Source organism: Janthinobacterium sp. SUN118, assembly GCF_030397695.1.
In the GTDB taxonomy this organism is placed as follows: Bacteria; Pseudomonadota; Gammaproteobacteria; order Burkholderiales; family Burkholderiaceae_D; genus Janthinobacterium.
The window spans coordinates 579998-604670 of record NZ_JAPUBV010000002.1 but is presented as its reverse complement, the minus strand read 5'-3'; the positions used below and the strand labels follow the sequence as shown (position 1 = coordinate 604670).

General features: G+C 64.7%; 23 protein-coding genes and 1 tRNA gene. 18 read left to right on the top strand and 6 right to left on the bottom strand.

Annotation, left to right across the window (positions count from 1 at the left end; genetic code table 11):
- Window positions 1-23 precede the first annotated feature (23 nt).
- From O0880_RS18390 to gabD, 14 genes are all read left to right on the top strand, one after another.
- Window positions 24-791 carry an SDR family oxidoreductase gene (locus tag O0880_RS18390; protein ID WP_289887939.1) on the top strand — a complete coding sequence of 256 codons (768 nt, stop codon included), beginning with the start codon at window positions 24-26 and terminating at the stop codon, window positions 789-791.
- Complete coding sequence (locus tag O0880_RS18385) at window positions 788-2575, top strand: IlvD/Edd family dehydratase (protein ID WP_289887938.1); 1788 nt, start codon at window positions 788-790, stop codon at window positions 2573-2575. Before O0880_RS18390 ends, O0880_RS18385 begins: the two co-directional genes overlap by 4 nt.
- A 69-nt stretch (window positions 2576-2644) precedes the next feature.
- On the top strand, window positions 2645-3646 hold the full coding sequence (xylF, locus tag O0880_RS18380) for a D-xylose ABC transporter substrate-binding protein (protein WP_289887937.1): 1002 nt from the start codon (window positions 2645-2647) through the stop codon (window positions 3644-3646).
- 128 nt (window positions 3647-3774) lie between these two features.
- Window positions 3775-5352 (top strand): D-xylose ABC transporter ATP-binding protein, encoded by a 1578-nt coding sequence (xylG, locus tag O0880_RS18375; protein ID WP_071325888.1) that lies wholly within the window; start codon window positions 3775-3777, stop codon window positions 5350-5352.
- A complete protein-coding gene (locus tag O0880_RS18370; protein ID WP_289887935.1) occupies window positions 5349-6491 on the top strand; it encodes a sugar ABC transporter permease in 1143 nt (380 codons plus the stop codon). Before xylG ends, O0880_RS18370 begins: the two co-directional genes overlap by 4 nt.
- Window positions 6492-6573: 82 nt before the next feature.
- A complete protein-coding gene (locus O0880_RS18365; protein WP_289887934.1) occupies window positions 6574-7773 on the top strand; it encodes a DNA-binding transcriptional regulator in 1200 nt (399 codons plus the stop codon).
- Window positions 7770-8543 carry a hypothetical protein gene (locus tag O0880_RS18360; protein ID WP_289887933.1) on the top strand — a complete coding sequence of 258 codons (774 nt, stop codon included), beginning with the start codon at window positions 7770-7772 and terminating at the stop codon, window positions 8541-8543. The genes O0880_RS18365 and O0880_RS18360 overlap by 4 nt, the downstream gene beginning before the upstream one ends.
- Window positions 8544-8625: 82 nt before the next feature.
- A complete protein-coding gene (locus tag O0880_RS18355) occupies window positions 8626-9639 on the top strand; it encodes a 2-dehydro-3-deoxygalactonokinase (RefSeq protein WP_289887932.1) in 1014 nt (337 codons plus the stop codon).
- Entirely contained in the window at window positions 9636-11366 is a 1731-nt protein-coding gene (gene araD / locus O0880_RS18350) for an L-arabinonate dehydratase (protein WP_289887931.1), read from the top strand. The genes O0880_RS18355 and araD overlap by 4 nt, the downstream gene beginning before the upstream one ends.
- Before the next feature lie 155 nt (window positions 11367-11521).
- Window positions 11522-12415 (top strand): SMP-30/gluconolactonase/LRE family protein, encoded by an 894-nt coding sequence (locus O0880_RS18345; RefSeq protein WP_071325882.1) that lies wholly within the window; start codon window positions 11522-11524, stop codon window positions 12413-12415.
- A gap of 12 nt (window positions 12416-12427) precedes the next feature.
- The gene (locus O0880_RS18340) at window positions 12428-13081 is read left to right on the top strand and encodes a bifunctional 2-keto-4-hydroxyglutarate aldolase/2-keto-3-deoxy-6-phosphogluconate aldolase (RefSeq protein ID WP_289887930.1); all 654 of its coding nucleotides are present in this window, start codon (window positions 12428-12430) and stop codon (window positions 13079-13081) included.
- Window positions 13082-13146: 65 nt separating this feature from the next.
- Window positions 13147-13569 carry a CoA-binding protein gene (locus tag O0880_RS18335; protein ID WP_289887929.1) on the top strand — a complete coding sequence of 141 codons (423 nt, stop codon included), beginning with the start codon at window positions 13147-13149 and terminating at the stop codon, window positions 13567-13569.
- Window positions 13566-14408, top strand: coding sequence for a PPK2 family polyphosphate kinase (locus O0880_RS18330; RefSeq protein ID WP_156894982.1), 843 nt, complete (start codon window positions 13566-13568; stop codon window positions 14406-14408). The genes O0880_RS18335 and O0880_RS18330 overlap by 4 nt, the downstream gene beginning before the upstream one ends.
- 80 nt (window positions 14409-14488) lie before the next feature.
- Window positions 14489-15949: an NADP-dependent succinate-semialdehyde dehydrogenase gene (gene gabD / locus O0880_RS18325; RefSeq protein ID WP_071325879.1), complete on the top strand. Its 1461-nt coding sequence runs from the start codon at window positions 14489-14491 to the stop codon at window positions 15947-15949.
- Window positions 15950-16036: 87 nt separating this feature from the next.
- Here the strand turns inward: gabD and O0880_RS18320 are convergent, their stop codons facing one another.
- Window positions 16037-17167 carry a poly(3-hydroxybutyrate) depolymerase gene (locus O0880_RS18320; protein ID WP_289887928.1) on the bottom strand — a complete coding sequence of 377 codons (1131 nt, stop codon included), beginning with the start codon at window positions 17165-17167 and terminating at the stop codon, window positions 16037-16039.
- A gap of 184 nt (window positions 17168-17351) precedes the next feature.
- Between O0880_RS18320 and O0880_RS18315 the strand changes: the two genes are divergently transcribed.
- On the top strand, window positions 17352-17951 hold the full coding sequence (locus O0880_RS18315) for a glutathione peroxidase (RefSeq protein WP_289887927.1): 600 nt from the start codon (window positions 17352-17354) through the stop codon (window positions 17949-17951).
- A gap of 121 nt (window positions 17952-18072) precedes the next feature.
- On the top strand, window positions 18073-18432 hold the full coding sequence (locus O0880_RS18310; protein WP_071326769.1) for a DUF1428 domain-containing protein: 360 nt from the start codon (window positions 18073-18075) through the stop codon (window positions 18430-18432).
- 91 nt (window positions 18433-18523) lie between these two features.
- Here O0880_RS18310 and pabB read toward each other — a convergent pair whose 3' ends face one another.
- The 3 genes from pabB to O0880_RS18295 all read right to left on the bottom strand — a co-directional run bounded on the left by pabB (window position 18524) and on the right by O0880_RS18295 (window position 21803).
- Window positions 18524-20368, bottom strand: coding sequence for an aminodeoxychorismate synthase component I (gene pabB, locus O0880_RS18305; protein WP_289887926.1), 1845 nt, complete (start codon window positions 20366-20368; stop codon window positions 18524-18526).
- A 21-nt stretch (window positions 20369-20389) separates the two neighbouring features.
- On the bottom strand, window positions 20390-20965 hold the full coding sequence (gene slmA / locus O0880_RS18300) for a nucleoid occlusion factor SlmA (RefSeq protein WP_071325876.1): 576 nt from the start codon (window positions 20963-20965) through the stop codon (window positions 20390-20392).
- A gap of 103 nt (window positions 20966-21068) precedes the next feature.
- Complete coding sequence (locus tag O0880_RS18295; RefSeq protein WP_083412056.1) at window positions 21069-21803, bottom strand: pyrimidine 5'-nucleotidase; 735 nt, start codon at window positions 21801-21803, stop codon at window positions 21069-21071.
- A gap of 84 nt (window positions 21804-21887) precedes the next feature.
- Here O0880_RS18295 and O0880_RS18290 point away from each other — a divergent pair, with 84 nt between their 5' ends.
- A complete protein-coding gene (locus O0880_RS18290; RefSeq protein WP_289887925.1) occupies window positions 21888-22757 on the top strand; it encodes a TraB/GumN family protein in 870 nt (289 codons plus the stop codon).
- Between the two features lie 383 nt (window positions 22758-23140).
- Here the strand turns inward: O0880_RS18290 and O0880_RS18285 are convergent.
- Both O0880_RS18285 and argB read right to left on the bottom strand, forming a co-directional pair.
- Window positions 23141-23215 (bottom strand) — tRNA-Thr (locus O0880_RS18285).
- 65 nt (window positions 23216-23280) lie between these two features.
- Window positions 23281-24174, bottom strand: a complete 894-nt coding sequence (argB, locus tag O0880_RS18280; protein WP_010393729.1) for an acetylglutamate kinase — start codon at window positions 24172-24174, stop codon at window positions 23281-23283.
- 192 nt (window positions 24175-24366) lie between these two features.
- Here argB and O0880_RS18275 point away from each other — a divergent pair, with 192 nt between their 5' ends.
- Entirely contained in the window at window positions 24367-24609 is a 243-nt protein-coding gene (locus O0880_RS18275) for a cysteine-rich CWC family protein (protein WP_354669898.1), read from the top strand.
- The last annotated feature ends 64 nt before the right edge of the window (window positions 24610-24673 follow it).

The window sequence follows — 24673 nt, the reverse complement described above, 5'->3', positions numbered from 1 at the left end:
CATTTCTTATAACGAGAGACACCATGCAGCATGCAACCTATCCCAGCCTGGCCAGGCAGCGCGTCGTCATCACGGGCGGCGGCACCGGTATCGGCGTGGCCATCGTCGAAGCGTTCGCGCGCCAGGGCGCCCATGTCACCTTTCTCGACATCGCCAGCGAACCTTCGCGCGCGCTGGAAGAAAAACTGGCGCACCTGCCGCATCCGCCGCGCTTCCGCTATTGCGACCTGACGGACCTGGGGGCGCTGGCCGCCACCTTCGCCGAGATCGAACACGCCAGCGGCGCCACCGATATCCTCATCAACAACGCGGCCAATGACGACCGCCACCAGCTGCAGGACGTCACGCCCGCCTACTGGGACGAGCGCATCGCCGTCAACCTGCGTCACCAGTACTTCTGCGCGCAGGCGGTGGCGCCTGCCATGCGCGCCAAGGGCGGCGGCGTGATCCTGAACCTGGGCTCGATTTCCTGGCACCTGGCGCAGGCGAACCTGTCGATCTACATGACGGCGAAAGCCGGCATCGAAGGCTTGACGCGCGGCCTGGCACGCGACCTGGGCGTGCACGGCATCCGCGTCAACTGCATCATTCCCGGCGCCGTGCGCACGCCGCGCCAGGAAAAGCTCTGGCACACGCCGGAAGCGGAAGCCGTGATCCTGCAGGGGCAATGCCTGCAGGCGCGCGTCGAGCCGCACGACGTGGCGGCGCTGGCGCTGTTCCTGGCGTCGGATAACGCCGCCAAGTGCGCGGGGCGCGAATACTATGTCGACGCGGGCTGGTACGGCGCATGAGTACCCCCAGCCATCGCCAGGCGCGGCGCTTCCGCTCGCAGGACTGGTTCGACAATCCCGACCACATCGACATGACGGCGCTGTACCTCGAGCGCTTCATGAACTACGGCATCACGGCCGAGGAGCTGCGTTCGGGCCGGCCCATCATCGGCATCGCGCAAAGCGGCAGCGATATTAGCCCTTGCAACCGCATACACCTGGAGCTGGCGCAGCGCGTGCGCGACGGCATCCGCGACGCGGGCGGCATCCCGATGGAATTCCCGCTGCACCCGATCTTCGAAAACTGCCGCCGTCCCACGGCCGCGCTGGACCGCAACCTGGCCTACCTGGGCCTGGTGGAAATCCTGCACGGCTATCCGATCGACGCCGTGGTGCTGACGACGGGCTGCGACAAGACGACGCCGGCCCAGCTGATGGCCGCCGCCACGGTGGACATCCCCGCCATCGTGCTGTCGGGCGGCCCCATGCTCGATGGCTGGATGGACGGCGAACTGGTGGGATCGGGCGCCGCCATCTGGAAGGGCCGCCGCCAGCTCTCTGCAGGCTTGATCGACAATGACAAATTCCTGCAGATCGCCGCGGCCTCGGCGCCATCGGCCGGTCACTGCAACACCATGGGCACGGCATCGACCATGAATGCGCTGGCCGAGGCCCTGGGCATGTCGCTGACAGGTTGTTCGGCCATCCCCGCGCCGTACCGCGAACGGGGCCAGATCGCCTATGAAACGGGGCGCCGCATCGTCGGCATGGCGCATGACGACATGCGTCCGTCGAGCATCCTCACGCGTGCAGCGTTTTTGGACGCGATCATCGTCAACGCCGCCATTGGCGGCTCCACCAACGCCCAGCCGCACCTGATGGCGATGGCCCGCCACGCCGGCGTGGAACTGCATTCGAGCGACTGGATGGCACATGGCTACGACGTGCCGCTGCTGCTGAACATGCAGCCTGCCGGGAAATACCTGGGCGAACGCTTCCACCGCGCCGGCGGCGTGCCGGCCGTGATGTGGGAGCTGCTCAAGGCGGGTCTGCTGCACGCCGAGCGTCCCACTGTCACGGGGCAGAGCATGGCGGCCAACCTGGCCGGGCGCGAAAGCGCGGACCGCGAGATGATCCGCCCGTTTGCCGCCCCGCTGAAGGACAAGGCCGGTTTCATGGCGCTGCGGGGCAACCTGTTCGATTTCGCCATCATGAAGACCAGCGTGATCTCGCCCGCTTTCCGTGAGCGTTACCTGTCGCATCCCGGCAGCGAAGGCGTGTTCGAGGCGCGCGCCATCGTCTTTGACGGTTCGGCCGACTATCACGCGCGCATCAACGATCCGGCTCTCGCCATCGACGACGGCTGCATGCTGGTCATGCGCGGCGCCGGTCCTGTCGGTTGGCCCGGCTCGGCCGAAGTGGTCAACATGCAGCCGCCAGACGCGCTGCTCAAGGCGGGCATCCTGAATTTGCCGACCCTCGGCGACGGGCGCCAGTCGGGTACTTCGGACAGCCCCTCGATCCTGAACGCCTCGCCGGAAAGCGCGGTGGGCGGTGGCCTGGCGCTGCTGCGCACGGGCGATGTCATCCGCGTCGATTTGACTGCGGGCCGCTGCGACATGCTGGTCGACAGCGTTGAGCTGGCGCGCCGCGCCCAGGAGTTGCCGCCGCCGATCAACGACAGCGCCACGCCGTGGCAGGAGCTCTACCGTGCCAGCGTGGGTCAGCTGGAAACGGGGGCCTGCATGGAGCTGGCGCTGAAATACCGCGCCGTGGGGCAGACGCTGCCACGCCACAATCACTAGTTTATTTGTTGTTCGTTGTACCCCGCAGTTAAAAAAACGTAGTTAAAAAATCCAACAAGGAGACACGTAATGAACAAGATCATCAGTGCAGCCATCATGACCGCCATGCTGGCGTTGAGCAGCAGCGCCGCCCTGGCCGATGCGAAAAACCCGAAGATCGGCTTTTCCATCGACGACTTGCGCGTCGAGCGCTGGACGCGCGACCGCGATTTCTTCATCGCCGCCGCTGAAAAGCAGGGCGCCAAGGTCTTCGTGCAGTCGGCCGACGCCAGCGAGCAGCGCCAGATTTCGCAGATCGAAAACCTGATTTCGCGCGGCGTGGACGTGCTGGTGATCGTGCCGTTCAACGCCACGGTCCTCAACAACACCATCAAGGAAGCAAAGAAGGCCGGCATCAAGGTGCTGTCGTATGACCGCCTGATCCTGAACGCCGATATCGACGCGTACATCTCGTTCGATAACGAGAAAGTGGGCGAAATGCAGGCCGAGGGCGTCGTCAAGCTGCAGCCGAAGGGCAATTACTACCTGCTGGGCGGCGCGCCGACGGACAACAACGCCAAGATGCTGCGCGAAGGCCAGCTGAAGGTCTTGAAGCCGTATATCGACAAGGGCGACATCAAGGTCGTCGGCCAGCAGTGGGTGAAGGACTGGAGCGCGTCGGAAGCGCTGTCCATCGTGGAAAACGCGCTGACGGCCAATAACAACAAGATCGACGCCATCGTCGCTTCGAACGACGGCACGGCCGGCGGCGCCATCCAGGCGCTGGCCGCGCAAAAACTGGCCGGCAAGGTACCGGTTTCGGGCCAGGATGCCGACCTGGCGGCGGTGAAACGCGTCATCGCCGGCACGCAGGCGATGACCGTCTACAAGCCGCTGAAAACCATCGCCGCCGAAGCGGCCAGGCTGGCCGTGCAACTGGCGCGCAATGAAAAGCCGGCCTATAACTCGAGCTATGACAACGGCCTGAAAAAAGTCAGCACCGTGCTGCTGAAACCGACGCCGCTGACCAAGGCGAACGTAAACATTCTCGTCGATGACGGCTTCTATACCAAGGCGCAGCTGGGTAACTGATTCGCCGCGCAATGTCCGGTGACGCGCTGCGCGCTAACCCGACCTACGTCAGCCCGTATATCGGCCGGTAGGTCGGATTAGCGTAGCGTAATCCGACATTTCCCCCCGTATCCGCAACGAGAGTGAGCATGTCCGACTATCTGCTTGAAATGAAAGGCATCGTCAAACAGTTTGGCGGTGTCCGCGCGCTCGACGGCATCGACCTGCAGGTGCGGGCTGGCGAATGCATCGGCCTGTGCGGCGAGAATGGCGCCGGCAAGTCGACCCTGATGAAGGTGCTGTCCGGCGTCTATCCGCATGGCAGCTGGGATGGCGAGATCCTGTGGGATGGCCAGCCGCTGCGCGCCGGATCGATCCGCGACACGGAAAGCGCCGGCATCATCATCATCCACCAGGAATTGATGCTGGTGCCGCAGCTGTCGGTAGCCGAGAATATCTTCATGGGCCGCGAGATCACCCTGCCCGGCGGGCGCATGCACTATGCGGCCATGTACCAGCGCGCCGACGAACTGCTGCGCGAATTGAAGATTCCCGAACTGAACGTGGCGCTGCCCGTGATGAATTACGGCGGCGGCCACCAGCAGCTGGTGGAGATCGCCAAGGCGCTCAACAAGAATGCACGACTGCTGATCCTCGACGAGCCATCGTCATCGCTGACGGCCTCGGAAATCGCCGTGCTGCTCGATATCCTGCGCGCCCTGAAAGCCAAGGGCGTCACCTGCATCTACATTTCGCACAAGCTCGATGAAGTGGCGGCCATCTGCGACACCATCGTCGTCATCCGCGACGGCAAGCATATCGCCACCACGCCCATGGCGCAGATGAATGTGGAGCGCATCATCGCGCAGATGGTGGGCCGCGAAATGAGCCAGCTGTATCCGCAGCGCTCGGCGGAGAAAAAGGCGGCGATCGGCGAGGTGCTGTTCGAGGCGCGCCACGTGAGCTGCATCGACGCCGACAACCCGCAGCGCAAGCGCGTCGACGATGTCTCGTTCAGCCTGCGCCGCGGCGAAATCCTCGGCATCGCCGGGCTGGTGGGGGCGGGGCGCACGGAACTCGTGTCGGCCCTGTTCGGCGCCTACCAGGGGCCTTGCCAGGCCGAAGTGTGGCTGGACGGACGTCGTATCGACACCAGCTCGCCGCAAAAGGCCATCGCCATGGGACTGGCCATGGTGCCGGAAGACCGCAAGCACCACGGCATCGTGCCCGACCTCGACGTGGGGCAGAACATCACCCTGGCCGTGCTGGAGGAATTCGCGCGCGCCACGCGCATCGACGGCGAGGCGGAACTGGCGGCCGTGCGCGGCGAGATCGCGCAGCTGGAACTGAAGGCGGCCAGCCCGTCGCTGCCGATTACGAGTCTGTCGGGCGGCAACCAGCAAAAGGCCGTGCTGGCGAAGATGCTGCTGACGCGTCCGCGCGTGCTGATCCTCGACGAGCCCACGCGCGGCGTCGACGTGGGCGCCAAATATGAAATCTACAAATTGATGCTGGCGCTGGCCGACCAGGGCGTGGCCATCATCATGGTCTCGTCGGAGCTGGCCGAAGTGCTGGGCGTGTCCGACCGCGTGCTGGTGATGGGCGAAGGCCGGTTGCGCGGCGACTTTATCAACGAGGGCCTGAGCCAGGAAACCGTGCTGGCAGCGGCGCTGGACCAGCGTCCGGCGCCAGGCGCCAATACCGACCACAAGGAATCTGCCGCATGAAACCGCACAGTATCAAACAGCTGTTCACCCAATACAAGATGCTGGCCCTGCTGACCGCGGTCGCCCTGATCTGGGCCTTCTTTTCGTGGAAGACGGAGGGCAGCTTCCTCACGCCGCGCAACCTGTCGAACCTGCTGCGCCAGATGTCCGTCACCGGCATCCTCGCCTGCGGCATGGTGCTGGTGATTATCGCCGGCGAGATCGACCTGTCGATCGGCTCCCTGCTGGGGCTGTTGGGCGGCATCGCCGCCGTGCTGGACGTGACGCAGCACTGGCCGCTGGCGCTGAACCTGGCGGCGGTTCTCGGCTGCGGCCTGGTGATCGGCCTGCTCAACGGCTATCTGACGGCGTACCGCGGCATTCCGTCCTTCATCGTTGGCCTGGGCGGCATGCTCGCGTATCGCGGCATCCTGCTCGGCATCACGGGCGGCATCACGATCGCGCCCGTCTCCGAACCATTGGTGTACCTGGGACAGGGCTACCTGCCTGCGGTGCCCGGCATCGCGCTCGGCATCGGCCTGTTCCTGCTGGCCGCCTTCCTGACGTGGCGCGCGCGCGCCGGCCGCGCGCGGCATGGCTTGCCGCAGACGGCGGCGTGGATGGATGGCCTGCGCCTGGCCGTCATCGGCGCCGTGCTGTACGCCTTCGTGCAGACCCTGAATGGCTACGAGGGCATCCCGCTGCCGGTGCTGCTGTTGCTGGCGCTGCTGGGCCTGTTCAGCTACATCACCAGCCAGACCGTGTTCGGCCGCCGCATCTACGCCGTGGGCAGCAATATGGAGGCGACGCGCCTGTCCGGCATCAATGTGAAAGCCGTCAAGCTGTGGATCTTCGGCATCATGGGGCTGATGTGCGCACTGGCGGGCCTGATCAACACGGGCCGCCTGGCGGCCGGCTCGCCCTCGGCCGGCACCTTCAGCGAACTCGATGCCATCGCCGCCTGCTTCATCGGCGGCACTTCGATGCGCGGCGGCTCGGGCACGGTGTACGGTGCCCTGATCGGCGCCCTGGTGATGGCCAGCCTCGATAACGGCATGTCCATGCTGGACGTGGACACCTACTGGCAGATGATCGTGAAAGGCAGTATCCTCACCCTGGCCGTGTGGGTCGACGTCAGCACGCGTGCCGGACGCCGCTAAGGGGACGCCCCGAAAGGCCAGACTACGCCGCGCGGCCAGGGACGAAGATACGTTCCGGCTGCCACATGGAGGAGACATCAACATGAAGATGCCGACCGCGCACCGGATCGCGCTGCTGTTTAACGGGAATAAAATCTATGACCGCGACATCATCGCGGGCATCGCCGCCTACCTGAACACCACGCGCGTGTCCTGGGACCTGTTCCTGGAAGAGGATTTTCGCTGCCGCCTGCCCGGCATCGAGCATTGGCAGGGCGACGGCATCATCGCCGACTTCGACGATCCCGCCGTCTGCGCTGCGCTGGCGCACAGCAATGTGCCCGTGGTGGCCATCGGCAGCTCGTATGCGCGCGAGGAAGACTACCCGGTCGGCATCCCTTACGTGGCGACCGACAACCTGAAAATCGTCAAGCTGGCCTACGACCACCTGGTCGAAGCGGGACTGACGCGCTTCGCCTGTTTCAGCCTGCCCGAGGCGGACGTCAACCGCTGGGCGCAAGAGCGCGAAACGGCGTTTTGCGCGCTGATGCAGCGCGACCACATGCGCGCCGACGTGTACCGTGGCCTGGCCACCAGCGCGCCCTCGTGGAACGAGGCGGTGGAGCAGCTGATCGCCTGGTTGAACAGCCTGGAAAAGCCCGTTGGCATCATCGCCGTCAGCGATGCGCGCGCGCGCCAGCTGCTGCAGGCCTGCATGCATGCGGGGATCGCCGTGCCCGAGCAGGTGGCGCTGATCGGCATCGACAACGATCCGCTGGCGCGCATGCTCACGCGCATCCCCCTCAGTTCCGTGATCCAGGGCACGGAGGAAATGGGCCGCACGGCGGCGCACCTGCTGCACCAGATGCTCAATGGCGTGCGCCTGTCCGGCACGCGCATTCTCGTGCCGCCGGCCGGCCTGAACGTGCTGGCGTCGACGCGCCACCAGCCTTTCCAGCACCCGCAGGTGATGCAGGCGCGCCATTTCATCCGCCAGTACGCCTGCCAGGGCATCAAGACGGAGCAGGTGGCCGATTACGTTGGAGTATCGCGCTCGTCGCTGGAAGCACACTTCCGGCAGGAGCTGGGACGCAGCGTGCATGACGAAATCCTGCATTTCAAGCTCGATGCGGCCAAGACCCTGCTGGCGCGCGAGCCGGGACAGGTGGCCGAGGTGGCCGTGCGCTGCGGCTTTACGACGGTGCAGTACATGCATGCCGTCTTCAAGCGTGAACTCGGCTGCACGCCGCGCGAATTCCAGCAGCGCAGCCGGCCCCCGCCTGCCTGCGAGTCCGCGGCGTGACGGCGCCGCACGTCCTGCGCAATGGGCGCGGCATGCGCGTGGCGGTCAGCGGCCATGATGCCGGACTGCAGTCCTGGTGGGCGCCGGACCGCTATGGGCGCATGGCCGATGTGCTGGCTGTCTCGCCCCACGCCGCGCACCGGCAGGCGGGCTGGCAGTGCGAGGACGCTGCCGACGCCAGCCTGCGCTTGCACCTGTCGCGCGAAGGCCTGTGCGTCCGCCTGCACTATCAATTGAGTGACGACGGCAGCCTGCGCATCGAATGCGAGGCCGTGGCCGACGGCGTTTTTTGCATCGGCCTGCCGGCGCCGTCGTTCAACCTGCAGGGGCGCGGCGCGGGCGTGGGCGACCATGTGCTGCGCCTGGCCGCCGACCGCTACCGGCCAGGCGGCGCGGCGCAGGGCGGACCGCACGACGTGGCCGGCAGCGCCTTTGACTTTCGCCAGCCCGCGCCGCTCGGCGCGCGCCTCGCCTGGCCGGCACTGGCGGGGCAAGAGGGCTTCCGGCATGATTTTTTCCTGGCGGGCGGCGGCCGGCTGCAGGAGGCCGCCCGCGTCGCCGACCCCGCCTCGGGCCGGGTCCTGCGTTACTCCAGCGCGCAAGCGGGCCTGCAGCTGCGCTCGGACGTGGGCGGCATCTGCCTGGCCGCGCAAGACCTGGAACTGCAGCCGGGTCGGGCGGCGCGGGCCACTTTGCTCTACCGTTTGGGGGTACAGGATATCGAGGCCTTTGACATATCGGAACCGATATCAATGGCGCTAAATAAGTGATTGGTCAGATATGCGGGGCAGTTCTACCATGAGGTAGTTTTTCCCCCTTTTTTCTTCCTTTACCGACGCTGCGAACCTGCCCATGAATATAGTCACCATCGATGCCGGCACCACCAATACGCGTACCCTGCTATGGCGCGACGGCCTTGTCGTCGCCCAGGCGCAGCAGGAAACGGGCGTGCGCAATACGGCCATCGACGGCCATAACGGCGCGCTGAAACAGGCGCTGCGCGAGACCATGGCCAGCGTGCTGGCCAGCGCCGGCATCGCGCCGTCCGCCGTGGAGCTGGTGCTGGCGTCAGGCATGATCAGTTCCCCGATGGGCGTGCAGGAAGTGCCGCATGTGCCGGCGCCGGCCGGCCTGGCGCAGCTGGCGCAAGCCATGCAGGCGGTGGATTTGCCCGATGTGCTGGCGCAGCCCCTGTGGCTGATCCCCGGCGTGCGCAACCAGCATGGCGCCATCGGCCTGCATAACGTCGAAGCGATGGACATGATGCGCGGCGAGGAAACGGAAGTCGTCGGCCTGCTGCAGCGGTTGCAGTTGCGCGGCGCCGCCACGCTGATCATGCCCGGCTCGCATACCAAACTGGTCAGCGTGGACGAGCAGGGCCGCATCCTCGGCTGCGCCACCACGATTGCCGGCGAGCTGCTGCAAGCCATTTCGCAGCACACCCTGATCCGCCAGTCGCTCGACGGCGAATTTGCCGACGTGCTGGTGCCGAAGATGCTGCTGGCCGGCGCCGTCGCGGCGCAGAAGACGGGATTGGCGCGCGCCTGTTTCAGCGTGCGCACCCTTGGCCAGTTCAGCGCCGTCGAACGCAATGAACGGGCCAATTTCCTGATGGGCGCCGTGCTCAGCGGCGACCTGCTGGCGCTGCGCAACAGCACGGCCATCCAGATGCGGCCGGACACCACGCTCGTCATCACGGGCAAGCCGATGCTGCGCCAGGCGCTGACCCTGCTGATCGAGGAACACGGCTTCTTTTATGGCAAGCGCATCGTCGTCGACGACGCACAGCAAGCGAACATGGCGGGCCATGGCGCCCTGCTGATCGCCGCCGCGCGCGGCTTGATTCCACTGCGGGAGGCCGCATGAGCGAGCTGAAAACGAAGCGCCCGCTGCGTTCGCACGCGTGGTTTGGCGGCGACGACAAGGACAGTTTCATTCACCGCAGCTGGATGAAGAACCAGGGCTACCCGAGCGACGCCTTCGATGGCCGGCCCGTGATCGGCATCTGCAATACCTGGTCCGAGCTGACGCCCTGCAATGGCCATTTCCGCGACCTGGCCGAAGCGGTCAAGAAGGGCGTGCTGGAAGCGGGCGGCTTTCCCGTCGAGTTTCCCGTCATGTCGCTGGGCGAATCGAACCTGCGTCCCACGGCCATGCTGTTCCGTAACCTGGCCAGCATGGATGTGGAAGAATCGATCCGCGCCAACCCGATCGACGGCGTGGTGCTGCTGACGGGCTGCGACAAGACGACGCCGGCGCTGCTGATGGGCGCGGCCAGCGTCGACTTGCCCACCATCGTGCTGTCGGGCGGCCCCATGCTCAACGGCAATTACCGTGGCCAGCCCATCGGCTCGGGCACGGACGTGTGGAAGTTTTCCGAGGACGTGCGCGCCGGGCGCATGACGCAGGCGCAGTTCCGCGAGGCCGAGTCGTGCATGTCGCGCTCTTCCGGCCACTGCATGACGATGGGCACGGCTTCCACCATGGCCAGCATGGTCGAAGCGCTGGGCGTGACCCTGCCCGGCAACGCGGCCATTCCCGCCGTCGATGCGCGCCGCAGGCTGCAGGCCCAATTGACGGGCCGGCGCATCGTCGGCATGGTCGCGGAAGACCTGAAGCTGTCGCAGATCCTCACGCGCGCCGCGTTTGAAAACGCCATCATGGTCAATGGCGCCATCGGCGGCTCGACCAATGCAGTGATCCATCTGCTGGCCATCGCGGGACGCATCGGCGTGGACATGCAGCTGGGCGACTGGGACCGCCTGGGACGCGACATCCCGTGCCTGCTGAACCTGATGCCGTCGGGCCAGTACCTGATGGAGGATTTTTACTATGCGGGCGGCCTGCCCGTGATCATGCGCGACTTGCTGGGCAAGCTGCATGGCGAGGCGCTGACGGTGACGGGCGCTACCATTGCCGTCAACGTGGCCGAGGCGGAAAACTTCAATCCGCACGTGATCACACCGCTGGCGCAGCCGTTCAAGGAAGAGGGCGGCATCGCCATCCTGCATGGCAATTTGGCGCCGCGCGGCGCCGTCATCAAGCCGTCGGCCGCCTCGCCCGCGCTGATGCAGCACCGTGGCCGCGCCGTCGTCTTCAACAGCATCGAACACTATAAACAGCGCATCGACGATCCGGCCCTCGACATCGACGCGGATTGCGTGATGGTGCTGCAAAATTGCGGCCCGCAGGGTTATCCGGGCATGGCGGAAGTGGGCAACATGGGATTGCCGAAAAAACTGCTGGAGCAGGGCGTGCGCGACATGGTGCGCATCTCGGATGCGCGCATGAGCGGCACGGCGTATGGCACGGTGGTGCTGCACGTGGCGCCGGAAGCGGCCGTGGGCGGCACGCTGGCGCTGGTACGCGATGGCGACATGATCGAGCTCGATGTGGAAGGCCGGCGCCTGCATCTGGACGTCGACGAGGCCGAACTGGCGCGCCGCCGCGCGCAATGGCGGGCGCCGGTGCCGGCCATGAAGGGCGGCTACCAGTCGATGTACATCAAGCACGTGACGCAGGCCGACGAAGGCGCAGACCTGGATTTCCTCGTCGGCTGCCGCGGTTCTGCCGTTCCACGCGAATCGCATTGATAGCGCACGATCAGACCTGCTGCGCGTCGTCATTTGCGGCCTCGATGCCCACTGCCTCGGCGGCCCCGTGCTAAGCGCCGTTGCGCGTCTCGGCCACAACGGACTTCCGCTCGTGACGGTTGCATCATGCGTTATACATAGTTAAAGGAAAAATGATGGGGACACAGGCTCAATTGCTGGTCGATGCACAGGATTATCTCGGCGAGGGCGTGCGCTGGTGCGAACGCAGCGGCCGCGTTTTCTGGACGAATATCGAAGGCTGCCGGCTGCATGCGCTGCACCTGGCGACGGGCGAGCGCCAGAGCTGGGACATGCCCGAGCGCCTGGCCTGCTTCGCCCTGACGGACAGTGCCGACGTGCTGCTGCTGGGACTGGCTTCGCGTCTGGCATGGTTTGACGCGCGTAGCGGGGCCGTCACGCCCTTGCACACGGTGGAGGGGGACTTGCCCATGACGCGCCTGAACGATGGCCGCTGCGACCGCCAGGGACGCTTTGTCTTCGGCACGCTGGATGAACGCCCGTGCCGCGACGCCATCGCCAGCTTCTACCGTCTCAACCTGGACCTGACCCTGGAACGGCTGCCGCTGCCGCGCATCGCCATTTCGAACAGCATCTGCTTCAGCGTCGATGGCACGGCCATGTATTTTTGCGATTCGATGAAGAAGGCGATCTATCGCTGGGATGACTACCTCGGTGGCGACGCCAGCCAGGTGCGCGTGTTTGCCGTGCTCGATCCGGGGCCCGGCGCGGCCGATGGCGCCACCATCGATGCCCACGACCACCTGTGGAGCGCGCAGTGGGGCGCGGGCAGGGTCTTGCGCTTCGCGCCGGACGGCAGCGTCGAGCGCAAGGTCAGCCTGCCCGTGTCGCAACCCAGTTGCGTGAGCCTGGGCGGTCCCGACTATGACGAGCTGTTTGTGACGACGGCGCAGGAAACGCTGACGCCGGAGCAGCTGCAGCGCGAACCGCTGGCCGGCGGCTTGTTCCATGCGCGCCAGCCTGGCGTGCGCGGCCTGCCGGAAGTGCGCTTTGCAGCGCTGCCGGCCTGACAGGAGAGAGACATGGACAAGCATACGGTTTTCCAGGCCATCATCGAGCGGGGCATGGTGGGCATCGTGCGCGCCGGTGCGCCCGATGCGGCGCTGCAGATTGCCGAGGCATGCATCGCCGGCGGCATCACGGCATTGGAAGTGGCGTTTACCACGCCCGATACCCTGGGCGTGCTGCGCACCCTGCGCGAACGCCATGGAGACGAGGTGCTGCTGGGCGCGGGCACCGTGCTCGACGCCGAGACGGCGCGCGCGGCCATCCTGGCCGGCGCCCAGTTCATCATCTCGCCCGGCGTGAACGTGGACACCATACGCCTGTGCCAGCGCTACCAGGTGCTGGCCATGCCGGGCGCGATGACGCCGACGGAAATCGTCACGGCCCTGCAGGCGGGCGCCGACATCGTCAAGGTCTTCCCCGCCGAGATGTTCGGCCCCGCCTACATCAAGGCCCTGCGCGCACCGCTGCCGCAAGCGCCGTTGATGCCGACGGGCGGCGTCACCGTGGAGAACCTGGGCGACTGGTTTGCCAGCGGCGCCGTGGCGGTGGGCATCGGCAGCAGCCTGAGTGGCCCGGGCGCCACGGGCGACTATGCGGCCGTGACGGCGCGCGCGCAAGCCTTCGTGGCGAAGATGGCGGCCGTGCGTACGCCTAGGTCTTCAGGCTAGCTCCCGCCGGACCGGGAATCTGCTACGCTAGGCGGGCAATGTCGCACGCCTGACCATAGAAAAATATGTCCAACATCGCCCGCATCCTGCAAGACAGCCGCATCATCGCCATCGTCGGCATGTCCGACAAGCCGGAACGCGCCAGCCACGAGGTGGCCGATTATCTGCTGCGGCACGGCTACTGCGTACTGCCCGTCAATCCGGCTCTCGCCGGCCAGCAGGTGCTGGGCCAGCGTGCCTACGCTACCCTGACCGAGGCCGCAGCGGCCGTGGCGCCGGCGCGCATCGATATCGTCGACTGCTTCCGCAAGTCGGCAGATATTCTGCCCATCGCCGAGGAAGCCATCGCCGTCAAGGCCGGCTGTTTGTGGCTGCAGCTGGAGGTGGTCAACGAGCAGGCGGCCCAACTGGCGCGGGCGGCGGGGCTGGACGTGGTGATGGACCACTGCACAAAAATTGAGCACCGCAAGCTGGCGGTGGCGGCATGAAGGCGCGCACGCAGTTCCGTGCGGGCAAGGACTTCGATCTGCACGAGGATGTTGCGGGCAAGCGCTTGCTGGGCGCCGCCACCAAGGCGGCGAATAAAAAACTGACGCCAGCCCAGTGCAAGGCCATCGATCGCGAGGAAACCGTGGCGTTGACGGCGCAGATCGCCGAGTGCCAGAGCATGCTGTACGCGCAGCACAAGAAAAAAGTGCTGCTGGTCCTGCAGGGCATGGATACCTCGGGCAAGGATGGCACGGTGAAGGCCATCTTCAGCAATATCAACCCGATGGGCATCCGCGCCGTGGCGTTCAAGGGGCCGACCGATATCGAACTGGCGCACGATTACCTGTGGCGCGTGCACCAGCACGTGCCGGTGAAGGGTGAGATTGCCATCTTCAACCGCAGCCACTACGAGGATGTGCTGATCACGCGCGTGCAGGACATGATCGACAAGGCCGAATGCCAGCGCCGCTATGCGCAGATCCGCGATTTCGAGCGCATGCTGAGCGAAACGGGCACCGTCATCCTGAAGATCTTCCTGCATATCTCGAAGGACGAGCAGCGCGGGCGGCTGCAGGAAAGGCTCGACGATCCGGACCGCCAGTGGAAGTTCGATCCCAACGATATCGCCCAGCGCAAGAAGTGGGATGCGTACCAGCGCGCCTATGAAACGGCGATCCGCGAGACCGATGCCGACCATGCGCCCTGGTATGTGGTGCCGTCGAATTCCAAGACCCAGCGCAACCTGGTGGTGGCCTCGTTGCTGCTGGAAACCCTGCAGGGCATGAAGCTGGCCTATCCGCCGCCCGACCCGAAGCTGTCGTCTTTCAAGGTCGAGTAAATCCGCGCCGCGCCTGCGAAATCGGCCGCGCTGTGGCATAGTATCCCCCGTCGATAATTCAAACCAGACCGGAGATCCATATGCTGCAGTTGAAAGATCCAACCTTGTTGCGTCACCAGGCTTACTTGAACGGAGCCTGGGTTGACGCCGACGCTGGCCAGACGATTAATGTGAGCAATCCCGCCACCGGCGAGCATATCGGCACGGTGCCCCTGATGGGCGCAGCCGAGACGCGCCGCGCCATCGAAGCGGCCAACGCCGCCTGGCCAGCCTGGCGCAAGAAGACGGCCAAGGAGCGCGCGGCCGTGCTGCGCCGCTGGCATGACCTGATCCTGGAAAACGCCGACGACCTGGCCCTCATCATGACCACCGAGCAGGGCAAGCCGCTGCCCGAGGCGAAGGGCGAGGTGCAGTTCGGCGCCTCGTTCATCGAATGGTTTGCCGAAGAGGGCAAGCGCGTCTCCGGTGATACCCTGCAGTCGCCATGGCCGGACCGCCGCCTGGTGGTGACCAAGGAGCCGATCGGCGTGTGCGCCGCCATCACGCCGTGGAATTTCCCCGCCGCCATGATCACGCGCAAAGTCGGCCCGGCCCTGGCCGCCGGCTGCCCGATGGTCTTGAAACCTGCCGAAGCGACGCCGTTTTCCGCGCTGGCGCTGGCCGTGCTGGCCGAGCGCGCGGGCGTGCCTGCGGGCGTGTTCAGCATCGTCACCGGCGCGCCGAAAGACATCGGCGGCGAGATGACGTCGAATCCGATCGTGCGCAAGCTGACGTTTACGGGGTCGACCCAGGTGGGCCGCCTGCTGGCCGAGCAATGCGCGCCGACGATCAAGAAACTGTCGCTGGAACTGGGCGGCAATGCGCCGTTCATCGTCTTCGACGACGCCGACCTCGATGCGGCCGTGGAAGGCGCCATCGCCTCGAAATACCGCAACGCGGGCCAGACCTGCGTCTGCGCCAACCGCCTGTACGTGCAGGACGGCGTGTATGAAGCGTTCGCCGAAAAACTGGTGGCGGCCGTGGCCAAGCTGAAGGTCGGCAACGGCATCGAGGCGGGCGTCACGCAAGGTCCGCTGATCGATGGCAAGGCCGTCGCCAAGGTGGAAGAGCACGTGGCCGACGCGCTGGCCAAGGGCGGTCGCCTGCTGGCCGGCGGCAAGCGCCACGCGCTGGGCAATGGCTTCTTCGAGCCGACCATCATCGCCGACGTGACGAACGACATGCGCGTGGCCACCGAGGAAACCTTCGGCCCGCTGGCGCCGCTGTTCCGCTTCAAGACGGACGATGAAGTCGTGGCCCTGGCCAACAACACGGAATTTGGCCTGGCCGCCTACTTCTATTCGCGCGACATCGGCCGCATCTGGCGCGTGGCCGAAGGCCTGGAAACGGGCATGGTCGGCGTCAACACGGGCCTGATCTCGAACGAGATCGCGCCCTTCGGCGGCGTCAAGCAATCGGGCCTGGGCCGCGAAGGGTCGACCTACGGTATCGAAGACTACCTGGTCATCAAGTACATCTGCATGGGCGGTATCGATGCTTGATTGACGCTGCTGCGCGGCGCGCTTTCCGGACGGCGATACAGCCCCGGCACCGCGCGCCACGCTTTGCGCCAGTATCCGCGACGGTCGTTATTGACGGCTGTTGCGCGCCGCTCCCAGACGTTCCAGCATGCGCTTGACCGCATCCATCTGCGTGCCGCTGCGGGTGTAGAAATTCGGATCGAGGGGGTTGAGGCTGGTATAGCCCCAGAAATCCCAGCAGCCTTTCGGGTTGTAGGGGAAGACGGGGCTCGGCTCGGCCTGCGGATACAGCACGATGATCTTGTTGGCGTCGGCCACCTGGTTGTAGCCGGTGCTGGTGTAGAACCGGTTGCCGATCGCCTGCGTCGTTTGCAGGCAGCCGTGGAAGACCACGTGCACGCGGCAGCTTTCGCTGTCGCACGCTTTCGGAATGTAGGCGTAGGCCGTGTTGTTCATGCTCGAGTACGAGTTCCGGATGAAGCTGCGCTGGTTGAAGGAAATCAGCTTGCCCGTCAGGGTGGTCGACGAGGGCAGCAGGTCCGGGTACAGGTGCTGCAGGATGTCGCGCGCCTGCACGAAGTCGCAGTCGTTGATGAACGGCGACGCCGTCACATCGCAGGCCTTGTCCTGGTTGTTGTCGGTGATGATGGCATGGCCCGCATTGACGGTGTCGACGAAGCGGATTTGCGCCGTCGGCGTGCCCGCCAGTTCATAGAATTTCCCCACCTGCTCCACCACCGGCCGCGTCACGGTCTGGTCTTTCGTTCCGCTGAACAGATACACGCGCTGGCGTTTCAGGTTGGCCGTATCGTCGATCAGGCGGGCGCGCGCGAAATCGTTCGCCGCGCGCAGCAATTCGCTGGCCACGGGCGGCGCGACGTGCGCGGAATCCGGATTCATGCAGGTGCCCAGGGCGTTCGTCAGGTAGGGGATGTAGGGGAAGCTGCCCGGCTGGCCCGAGCAGAAATACGGGCCGCCCGCGATGATGCCGGCGCCGGTCACGGTGGATGAATAGGCGACGGCAAATTGCGCCGCCATGAAGGCGCCCGAGGACAGGCCGGAAACGGTCGTCTGACTCAGGTCGGCCTGGTAGGCGGGCAGGGCGGGCGCGTCGCCCGTTGCGGCGGCCTGCGCCTTGGCCGTGGTGGCGGTGACGGCATGCGCGATGCCGGGTGCGAAGGTGAACAGGCAGGCGGCCAGCAGGGCGCCGGTTGGTGTCGCTAGTTGCGGGAAGGGCATGGCTACTCCACAGGGCAATGAAACAGGGATGGGAAAGGCCGAGCATAGGTAAAAATGCTGTGCCGTGGGCAAGTACTGCGCTGGCCTTGATGTCGCTCAAGGAAACGCTGTTGTTGTTCGTCTCATACGTGCGCGCGGCGTTTGGCATAGAATGGTTTTTTTTCTTACCACCATGGTGCCCTTCATGTCCAAGACCCTTGCCCAGCTGTTCGCGCTGACCACCCTCGCTGCCAGTGCCAGTCTGGCCATGCCGGCCCATGCTGCCGATGCGGCTACCGCTGCGAGCGCCGCTGCGCCAGCGGCCTGCCCTGCCATCCTCAAGCAGACGTTCAACCGCCTGCAGGATGAAGCGCCGCAAAACCTGTGCCAGTATGCGGGCAAGGTCGTGTTGGTGGTAAATACGGCAAGTTATTGTGGTTTTACCAATCAATACGAAGGACTCGAGGCGCTGTATGCGAAGTACGGCAGCAAGGGCCTGGTTGTGCTGGGTTTCCCGTCGAACGATTTCGGCAAGCAGGAACCGGGCAACAGCAAGGAAATCGCCGATTTTTGCTACAACACCTATGGCGTGAAGTTCCCCATGTTCGCCAAATCGGTGGTGTCCGGCCCGACGCCGAACCCGCTGTACGTGGACCTGATCAAGCAGACGGGCAAGACGCCGGCCTGGAATTTCCATAAGTACCTGATCGACCGCCATGGCAAAGTGGTGGAAAGCTTCCCCAGCAAGGTGACGCCGGACGATAAAAAGCTCGTGGGCGCCGTCGAAAAAGCGCTGGCGCTGTAAGCTGCCGATACAAAAGCAGGCCAGGCGCCTGCTTTTTTTTTAATGTTGTGCTTGTCGTCTTGCCATCATTGTCCTAAGCTGGTTGTTCGCGTTTGTCAAAACAACCATCAAGGAGATCATCATGGCGTATGTCGATGGATTTGTCGTTCCCGTACCGCAAGCCAAGCTCGATGCTTACCTGGCCATGTCGCGCGCCTGTGGCGCCGTCTGGCGCGAATATGGCGCGCTGGAATTTCGCGAATGCGTGGGCGACGATGTCAAGCCGGGCAAGTGGACTTCGTTTCCGCAGGCGGTGGATTTGCAGGATGGCGAAGTGGTGGTGTTTTCCTGGATCGTTTACGAGTCGCGCGCCAAGCGCGATGAAATCAACGACAAGGTCATGAAAGACCCGCGCCTGGCCGAGATGATGGATCCGGCCAAGCTGCCTTTCGATGGCAAGCGCATGATCTACGGCGGTTATGAAATGCGCATCGACGCCTAGCGGCTGAAACAGTCCATGGCCGCGTTGCAGTGCCTCGCCGTGCAGTTGCACTGCCTTCGGCGCTGCGCCTTGCCCTGAACTGTTTCAGGTTTCAGGCGGAGGCTGTAAGTTGCGCTGGCAGCGCGCCGCGCAGTGCATTGCAGACGACGATGGCCTCGGCCTTTGCCAGCATGGCGCGCGTGATGATGGTTTCCTGCGCATCCCAGGCCGGATCGGCCAGCATGGCGGCGCGCTGCACGCCGGGCAACAGGCCACAGGCTAGCGGCGGCGTGTGCCAGCGGCCGTCCAGCCGGACGAAGACATTGCTGCGCCCGCCCTCGGTCAGCTCGCCGCGCTCGTTAAAGAACAGCATGTCGAAGCCGCCTTGTGCCTCGGCCGCGCGCCAGGCGGCGTCGTAGCGCGTGCGTACGCTGCTCTTGTGGCGCAGGAACAGGTCGTCTGCCACGGTGGCGTCCGGCGCCAGCATGATCTTCACCGTGTCCGGCAAGGCGGCGAGGGCACCGCTTTGCACCGTGAACTGGCCATCCTGGCGCAGCGCCAGGCGCAGGCGGAACGGCGCGTCGTCGCTGCGTTCGGCGCAGGCGGCCTGCAGCGCGGCGTGGGCGGCGCCGTTATCCCAGATAAAACCGAAGTAGGCGGCGGAGACGGCCAGGCGCGCCAGGTGGCGCTCGGGCTGGCGGCAGCCATGGTCGCGGCTGGCGTACAGGGTTTCAAACAGTTCGAAGTCGTTCGCCAGCCCCGTCAGGAAGCGCGCCTTGAGCTGGCATTCCGCGTATTCGTCCGCGGCATCGCTGTCGAGCACGATGCCGGCGCCGACGCCCATCTCGCCGCGCCGCATGCCGCCGGCGCCGGGCGCCTGCAGGGCCAGCGTGCGGATCGGCACGGACATGCAGAAGTCGCCCACGGCGTGGCTGGTGCCGGCGAGCGGGGGATCGAACCAGCCGATGGCGCCCGTGTAGACGCCGCGCGCTGCCGGTTCCAGTTCGGCGATGATTTCCATGGTACGCCGCTTGGGGGCGCCCGTGATCGAGCCGCACGGGTACAGGGCCTGGAAGATGTCGCTGAGGGTGGCGTCGTCGCGCAGGCGCGCCTGCACGGTGGAGGTCATCTGCAGCACGCTGCTGTAGCGCGTCACCTCGAACAGGGCGGGCACCTTGACGGAGCCGGTGGCGGCGATGCGGCCGATGTCGTTGCGCAGCAGGTCGACGATCATCAGGTTTTCCGCGCGGTTTTTCGGGTCCCGTGCCAGGGCGGCGGCGCGGCGCGCGTTTTCTTCCCCCTGTTCTGCAGGGGCGGCCGGCGCCGTGCCTTTCATGGGGCGCGCCATCAGCTCGCCCTGCGCATGGCGCACGAACAGTTCGGGCGACAGCGACAGCAGGGCGCCGCCATCGGGCAGCATCACCAGCGCGCCATACGGCACGGGCTGGCGCGCGCGCAGCCGCGCATACAGGGCCAGCGGCGAGCCGAAGGCGTCGAAGCGCAGGCGGTAGGTGTAGTTGACCTGGTAGGTGTCGCCGGCCACGATGTAGTCGTGGATGCGATCCAGCGCGCGCGTGAATTCGGCCTGGTCGATATTCGCGCGGATGCCGGCCACGCCAGCCGGCGTGTCGGAGGCCGGCGCGTGATCCGCCAGCCACTGCGCCACGGCGTCCTGCGACAGCTGCCGGCAGTGCTCGAAGACGAGCACCTGCGCCAGCGGCGGCGCGTCAACGCTGGCCGCGCGCGGCGGCATGGCCAGCAAGTGCGCACCCAGTTCGTAGCTGCACACGCTGACGGCGTATTGGCCGCGATCCAGGGCCGCTTGCAGCCCTTCGAGCAGGGCCGGCCACTGTTCCCCCTCGCTGCATTGCAAGACCGCCGCCAGGCCCGTATACAGGCGCGAACCGGCGCCAGGGGTGCTGGCGTCGTCGAGCAGGGCGAAACAGTCGGTGGACATGGGGACAGCGACAGCGGTGATTTATCCCAGCAGCATGGCGATTTGCAGCGCCGCTTCCTGGGATGGATTGATCTTGAAGCCGCTTTTCGCATAGCGGTGCCAGCGTCCGATGACGAAGCTGACGATCAGGGTGGCGCGCGCCGCCACTTCGCTTTCCTTGCCATGGCCTTCGGACGCGGCCACGCGCAAGGCCTGCTTGAGCGCCAGTTCCACGCGGTCGTAGAACTGGTTCATGCGCACTTGCAGGCGCTCGTCCTCATTGACCAGGGCGTCGCCGATCAGCACGCGCGTCATGCCCGGGTTGCTGATGGCGAAATTGAGCAGCATGCCGATGATGTCGCGCGTCTGCGTCATGCCGTCGCTGTGCTTTTCCGCGATCTGGTTGATCAGGCCGAAGACGCTCGACTCGATGAATTCGATCAGCCCTTCGAACATTTGCGCCTTGCTGGCGAAATGGCGGTACAGGGCCGCTTCCGACACGGCCAGTCTGGCGGCCAGTGCGGCAGTGGTGATTTTTTCGCCTTTCGGCTGCTCCAGCATTGCGGCGAGGGCCTGAAGAATTTGTAGCCTGCGTTGGCCCGGCGGTGTGCTTGCCATGTTTTCTCTTGTAGTTAAAAAAAATGCTGCCTTGATGGGGAGTACCGAAACCGCCGCTAGCGGTCTGGCGTCCGGCGTCAACCGGAGGCCGAGGCCTTCCCCTTCAACGCAGGCGATGAAGGCGGCGTGCCAAATGCCGGACAGATTTTACTTTGACATCGACGTAAGCGGGGCGATTTAACGCTTTTGGCAACGTCGCCACCCCGATCGGATCGGCCATTTTCAGGTATTGCGTGACCCATGCCGTGCGCAGCCCCAGTCTTTTTGCACCCTTCAGGTTGGCCAGCGTATCTTCCACCAGGATGCAGCGGCCGGGCCGGATTTGATGCTTGCGCATCAGTTTGCGCAGCATCAGGGTCGATGGCTTGGGCCGCAGCTGGCGGTGCACATGCATCGCCTCGATGGCGATATGCTGTGAAAAATGCTGACGCAGGCCCAGGTGGCGCATCACGTCGCTCGAATAGCGCAGCGGCGCGTTGGTGAGTAAAATTTTACGGCCAGGCAGGCGTTTGAGTAAAGCCCCGAGTCCCCGTTCGGCGCGTATCATGGCCCGCAAATCGCCGAAGGTATGCGTCTCGTGCAGAAAATGCGCGGCCTGCACCTGATGGTGCTTGACCATGCCCAGCAAAGTGGCGCCATAGCGGCGCCAGTAGGCCGCGCGCGCCGCATTGACGACGGCGTCGTCCGCCGGCGTCACGCCATCGCCCAGCACCCGCGCAATATACGTGTTCATATTGGCCGTGATGGTGGGGAAGATGGCGTGCGAGGCATTGTGCAGCGTGTTGTCGAGGTCAAACAGCCAGACCGGCGACGAGCGGTTAAGATGGGACACAGGCACAGGAGTCTTTAAGCAAAGATGAAAAATTCAACAATCAGGAAAACCATGCGACGCCAGATTATAGTGATGTTTTGCGGATTATTCTTGCTGCCGTTGCAGGCGGCCTTTGCCGACGCGACGCCGGTGGCGCAAAACCGGGGCGCCCTGTTCAAGGTGCAGGACGCCGGACATACCCTGTATTTGTTCGGCACCATCCACGTCGGCGCCCCCGATTTTTACCCGCTCGAACCGACGGTGACGCAGGCATTGGAGGGCGCCGGCGCGCTGGCGCTGGAGATCGATCCGGGCGCCGACCCGCGCGCCGCCCTCGGCGCCGTGCTGAAGTACGGCATGGATACGCCGGGCAGCAAGGTGCCTGCCGACTGCCGCCAGACCCTGGCGCCGCGTCTGGCGCCGTTGTTGCAAAAATACGGCATCGCGCCAGAGTCGGTGGCGCCGATGAAGCCGTGGATGCTGGCCAGCATGCTGGCCATCGGTGAATTTTCCACGCTCGGCTACCGCTCCGACCTGGCCGTCGACAATTATCTGTCGCAGCAGGCCAAGGCGCGCAAGATCCCCGTGCTGGAACTCGAATCGATGGAAGGCCAGATGGCGCTGTTCGGCGCGATGACGCCAGCCGACCAGTGCCGCTTCCTGGAAGACGGCGTGACCTCGATCGAGGAGCAGGAGCAAAGCCAGGAAGCGCGCGAGATCGCCAATGCCTGGCGCACGGCCGATGCGGCCGCGTTCGACAAGCTGGCGGCCAAGGCCGCGCAAGATCCGTCGTTCACCGCGCAGTTCGTGCAAAAGGTGCTGCTCGACGGCCGCAACCCGGCCCTGGCCGACGGCATCGCCAAGCTGCTGGCGCGCGAAAAGCACAGCCTGGCCGCGATCGGCGTGCTGCATCTGGTCGGGACGAAAAGCGTGCCGGACCTGCTGCGCCAGCGGGGCCTGAAGGTGGAACGGGTGTATTAAACTAAAGAAGAGATAGTACTCGCTCAGTCGCGCAACAAACGGCGGCAGAGCAGATGGAAAAGTGTTCAGGGCAAGGCGTACTGACGAAGACAGTACGCTAGTACGGCGAGGAAGTACAACGCCGCCATGGGCATTTTTAACGCTGGGGAGATGACGGCAGAGCAGATGGAGCAGTGTTCAGGGCAAGGCGTACTGACGAAGACAGTACGCTAGTACGGCGAGCAAGTACAACGCCGCCATGGGCATTTTTAACGCTGGGGAGATGACGGCAGAGCAGATGGAAAAGTGTTCAGGGCAAGGCGTCGAGCCGAAGACAGTACGCATGTACGGCGAGGCGAGACAACGCCGTCATGGACATTTTTTCAGCTGCGGGGAGATATAGTTGGTGCCCTTGACGTGGATCGAACACGTGGCCTCTCCCTTACCAAGGGAGTGCTCTACCACTGAGCTACAAGGGCAAATTAAAAGCGGCGCCAGGTGATCTGCGCCGCCAAACTACTCGCTGTGATGCGTTGCGATTTTTTTAGTGCGAACGGATCATAGTACCAAAAGCCTGCTCGGTCAACACTTCGAGCAATAATGAGTGCTCGATGCGGCCATCGATGATGTGCACCGTGTTCACGCCGGACTTGGCGGCGTCGAGCGCCGACGAGATTTTCGGCAGCATGCCGCCCGAGATCGTGCCGTCGGCGAACATCTCGTCGATTTCGCGCGCCGACAGGTCGGTTACCAGGTTGCCCTGCTTGTCCTGGACGCCGGCGATATTGGTCATCATGATCAGCTTTTCCGCTTTCAGGATTTCCGCGATCTTGCCCGCCACGACATCGGCGTTGATGTTGTAGGCCTGGCCATCCTGGCCGAAGCCGATCGGCGAGATGATGGGAATGAAGGCGTCGTCCTGCAGTGCCTTGACGACGGCCGGGTTGATGGCGTCGATCTCGCCGACGAAACCAATGTCGAGGAATTCGCCCGGATGTTCACGGTCAGGCATCTGCATCTTGCGCGCGCGGATCAAGCCGCCGTCCTTGCCTGTCAGTCCCACGGCTTGGCCACCGTAATGGTTGATCAGCATGACGATATCCTGCTGGACTTCGCCGCCCAGCACCCACTCCACCACTTCCATGGTTTCTTCATCGGTGATGCGCATGCCCTGCACGAAGGTGCCTTGCTTGCCGATTTTTTTCAGCGCATTGTCGATTTGCGGGCCGCCGCCGTGGACTACGACGGGATTCATGCCGACCAGCTTGAGCAGGATGACGTCGCGCGCGAAGCCGTGCTTCAGGCGCTCGTCCGTCATGGCATTGCCACCGTACTTGATGACGATGGTTTTGCCATGGAAATTACGGATGTATGGCAGGGCCTCGGCCAGAATCTGCGCCTTGATTTGCGGCGACACCGCCGTCAAGTCGTCATTCATGTCCAGGTTCAAGTTAGCTAGTTGATTCATGGCGAGTCCGGAAAATAGATTTGTGAGATTTTACAGGGAAGAAGAAAATCTTGGAGGCATTATAGGGCGATCTTGTTGTATTTTCCCTGATCATCCTATAGTCTGGCCCGATATGTCCTCCAGCCAGCCCTTTTACGGCCAGTTACATCTGCGTCGCCCAGCATGACAGCGTGTCACACACTTGCCAATTCAAACATAGCCATGAGTCAGTGTACCCTCTGCGGCGCCACTTTCCAGTGTGGCCAGCGCGATCCGAACGCCAACACTCCGTGCTGGTGCACGGCCCTGCCAGCGACCGTGCCCGTGCCGGGCAGCGCCGCCGCGGGGTGCTGGTGCCCGTCCTGCCTGCAAGCCCACATTACGGCGCTGGCGCCTCCTGTAAAAGCGGCCGCATCGGCCAAATAAGCGCTTTGGCGTGCAATTGCTTTGCAAAAGACCTTGCATTTTGTAGGGGAATACGGTCAGACTT

What these genes read in the sequence shown, in the direction of transcription:
- slmA (WP_071325876.1), bottom strand. Translation starts at nt 20,965, where the DNA reads ATGGCAAGCACACCGCCGGGCCAACGCAGGCTACAAATTCTTCAGGCC.
- O0880_RS18315 (WP_289887927.1), top strand. Translation starts at nt 17,352, where the DNA reads ATGTCCAAGACCCTTGCCCAGCTGTTCGCGCTGACCACCCTCGCTGCC.
- O0880_RS18385 (WP_289887938.1), top strand. Translation starts at nt 788, where the DNA reads ATGAGTACCCCCAGCCATCGCCAGGCGCGGCGCTTCCGCTCGCAGGAC.
- O0880_RS18275 (WP_354669898.1), top strand. Translation starts at nt 24,367, where the DNA reads ATGACAGCGTGTCACACACTTGCCAATTCAAACATAGCCATGAGTCAG.
- O0880_RS18310 (WP_071326769.1), top strand. Translation starts at nt 18,073, where the DNA reads ATGGCGTATGTCGATGGATTTGTCGTTCCCGTACCGCAAGCCAAGCTC.
- O0880_RS18335 (WP_289887929.1), top strand. Translation starts at nt 13,147, where the DNA reads ATGTCCAACATCGCCCGCATCCTGCAAGACAGCCGCATCATCGCCATC.
- pabB (WP_289887926.1), bottom strand. Translation starts at nt 20,368, where the DNA reads ATGTCCACCGACTGTTTCGCCCTGCTCGACGACGCCAGCACCCCTGGC.
- O0880_RS18355 (WP_289887932.1), top strand. Translation starts at nt 8,626, where the DNA reads ATGAATATAGTCACCATCGATGCCGGCACCACCAATACGCGTACCCTG.
- gabD (WP_071325879.1), top strand. Translation starts at nt 14,489, where the DNA reads ATGCTGCAGTTGAAAGATCCAACCTTGTTGCGTCACCAGGCTTACTTG.
- xylG (WP_071325888.1), top strand. Translation starts at nt 3,775, where the DNA reads ATGTCCGACTATCTGCTTGAAATGAAAGGCATCGTCAAACAGTTTGGC.
- O0880_RS18340 (WP_289887930.1), top strand. Translation starts at nt 12,428, where the DNA reads ATGGACAAGCATACGGTTTTCCAGGCCATCATCGAGCGGGGCATGGTG.
- O0880_RS18390 (WP_289887939.1), top strand. Translation starts at nt 24, where the DNA reads ATGCAGCATGCAACCTATCCCAGCCTGGCCAGGCAGCGCGTCGTCATC.
- araD (WP_289887931.1), top strand. Translation starts at nt 9,636, where the DNA reads ATGAGCGAGCTGAAAACGAAGCGCCCGCTGCGTTCGCACGCGTGGTTT.
- O0880_RS18370 (WP_289887935.1), top strand. Translation starts at nt 5,349, where the DNA reads ATGAAACCGCACAGTATCAAACAGCTGTTCACCCAATACAAGATGCTG.
- xylF (WP_289887937.1), top strand. Translation starts at nt 2,645, where the DNA reads ATGAACAAGATCATCAGTGCAGCCATCATGACCGCCATGCTGGCGTTG.
- argB (WP_010393729.1), bottom strand. Translation starts at nt 24,174, where the DNA reads ATGAATGACGACTTGACGGCGGTGTCGCCGCAAATCAAGGCGCAGATT.
- O0880_RS18330 (WP_156894982.1), top strand. Translation starts at nt 13,566, where the DNA reads ATGAAGGCGCGCACGCAGTTCCGTGCGGGCAAGGACTTCGATCTGCAC.
- O0880_RS18320 (WP_289887928.1), bottom strand. Translation starts at nt 17,167, where the DNA reads ATGCCCTTCCCGCAACTAGCGACACCAACCGGCGCCCTGCTGGCCGCC.
- O0880_RS18345 (WP_071325882.1), top strand. Translation starts at nt 11,522, where the DNA reads ATGGGGACACAGGCTCAATTGCTGGTCGATGCACAGGATTATCTCGGC.
- O0880_RS18365 (WP_289887934.1), top strand. Translation starts at nt 6,574, where the DNA reads ATGAAGATGCCGACCGCGCACCGGATCGCGCTGCTGTTTAACGGGAAT.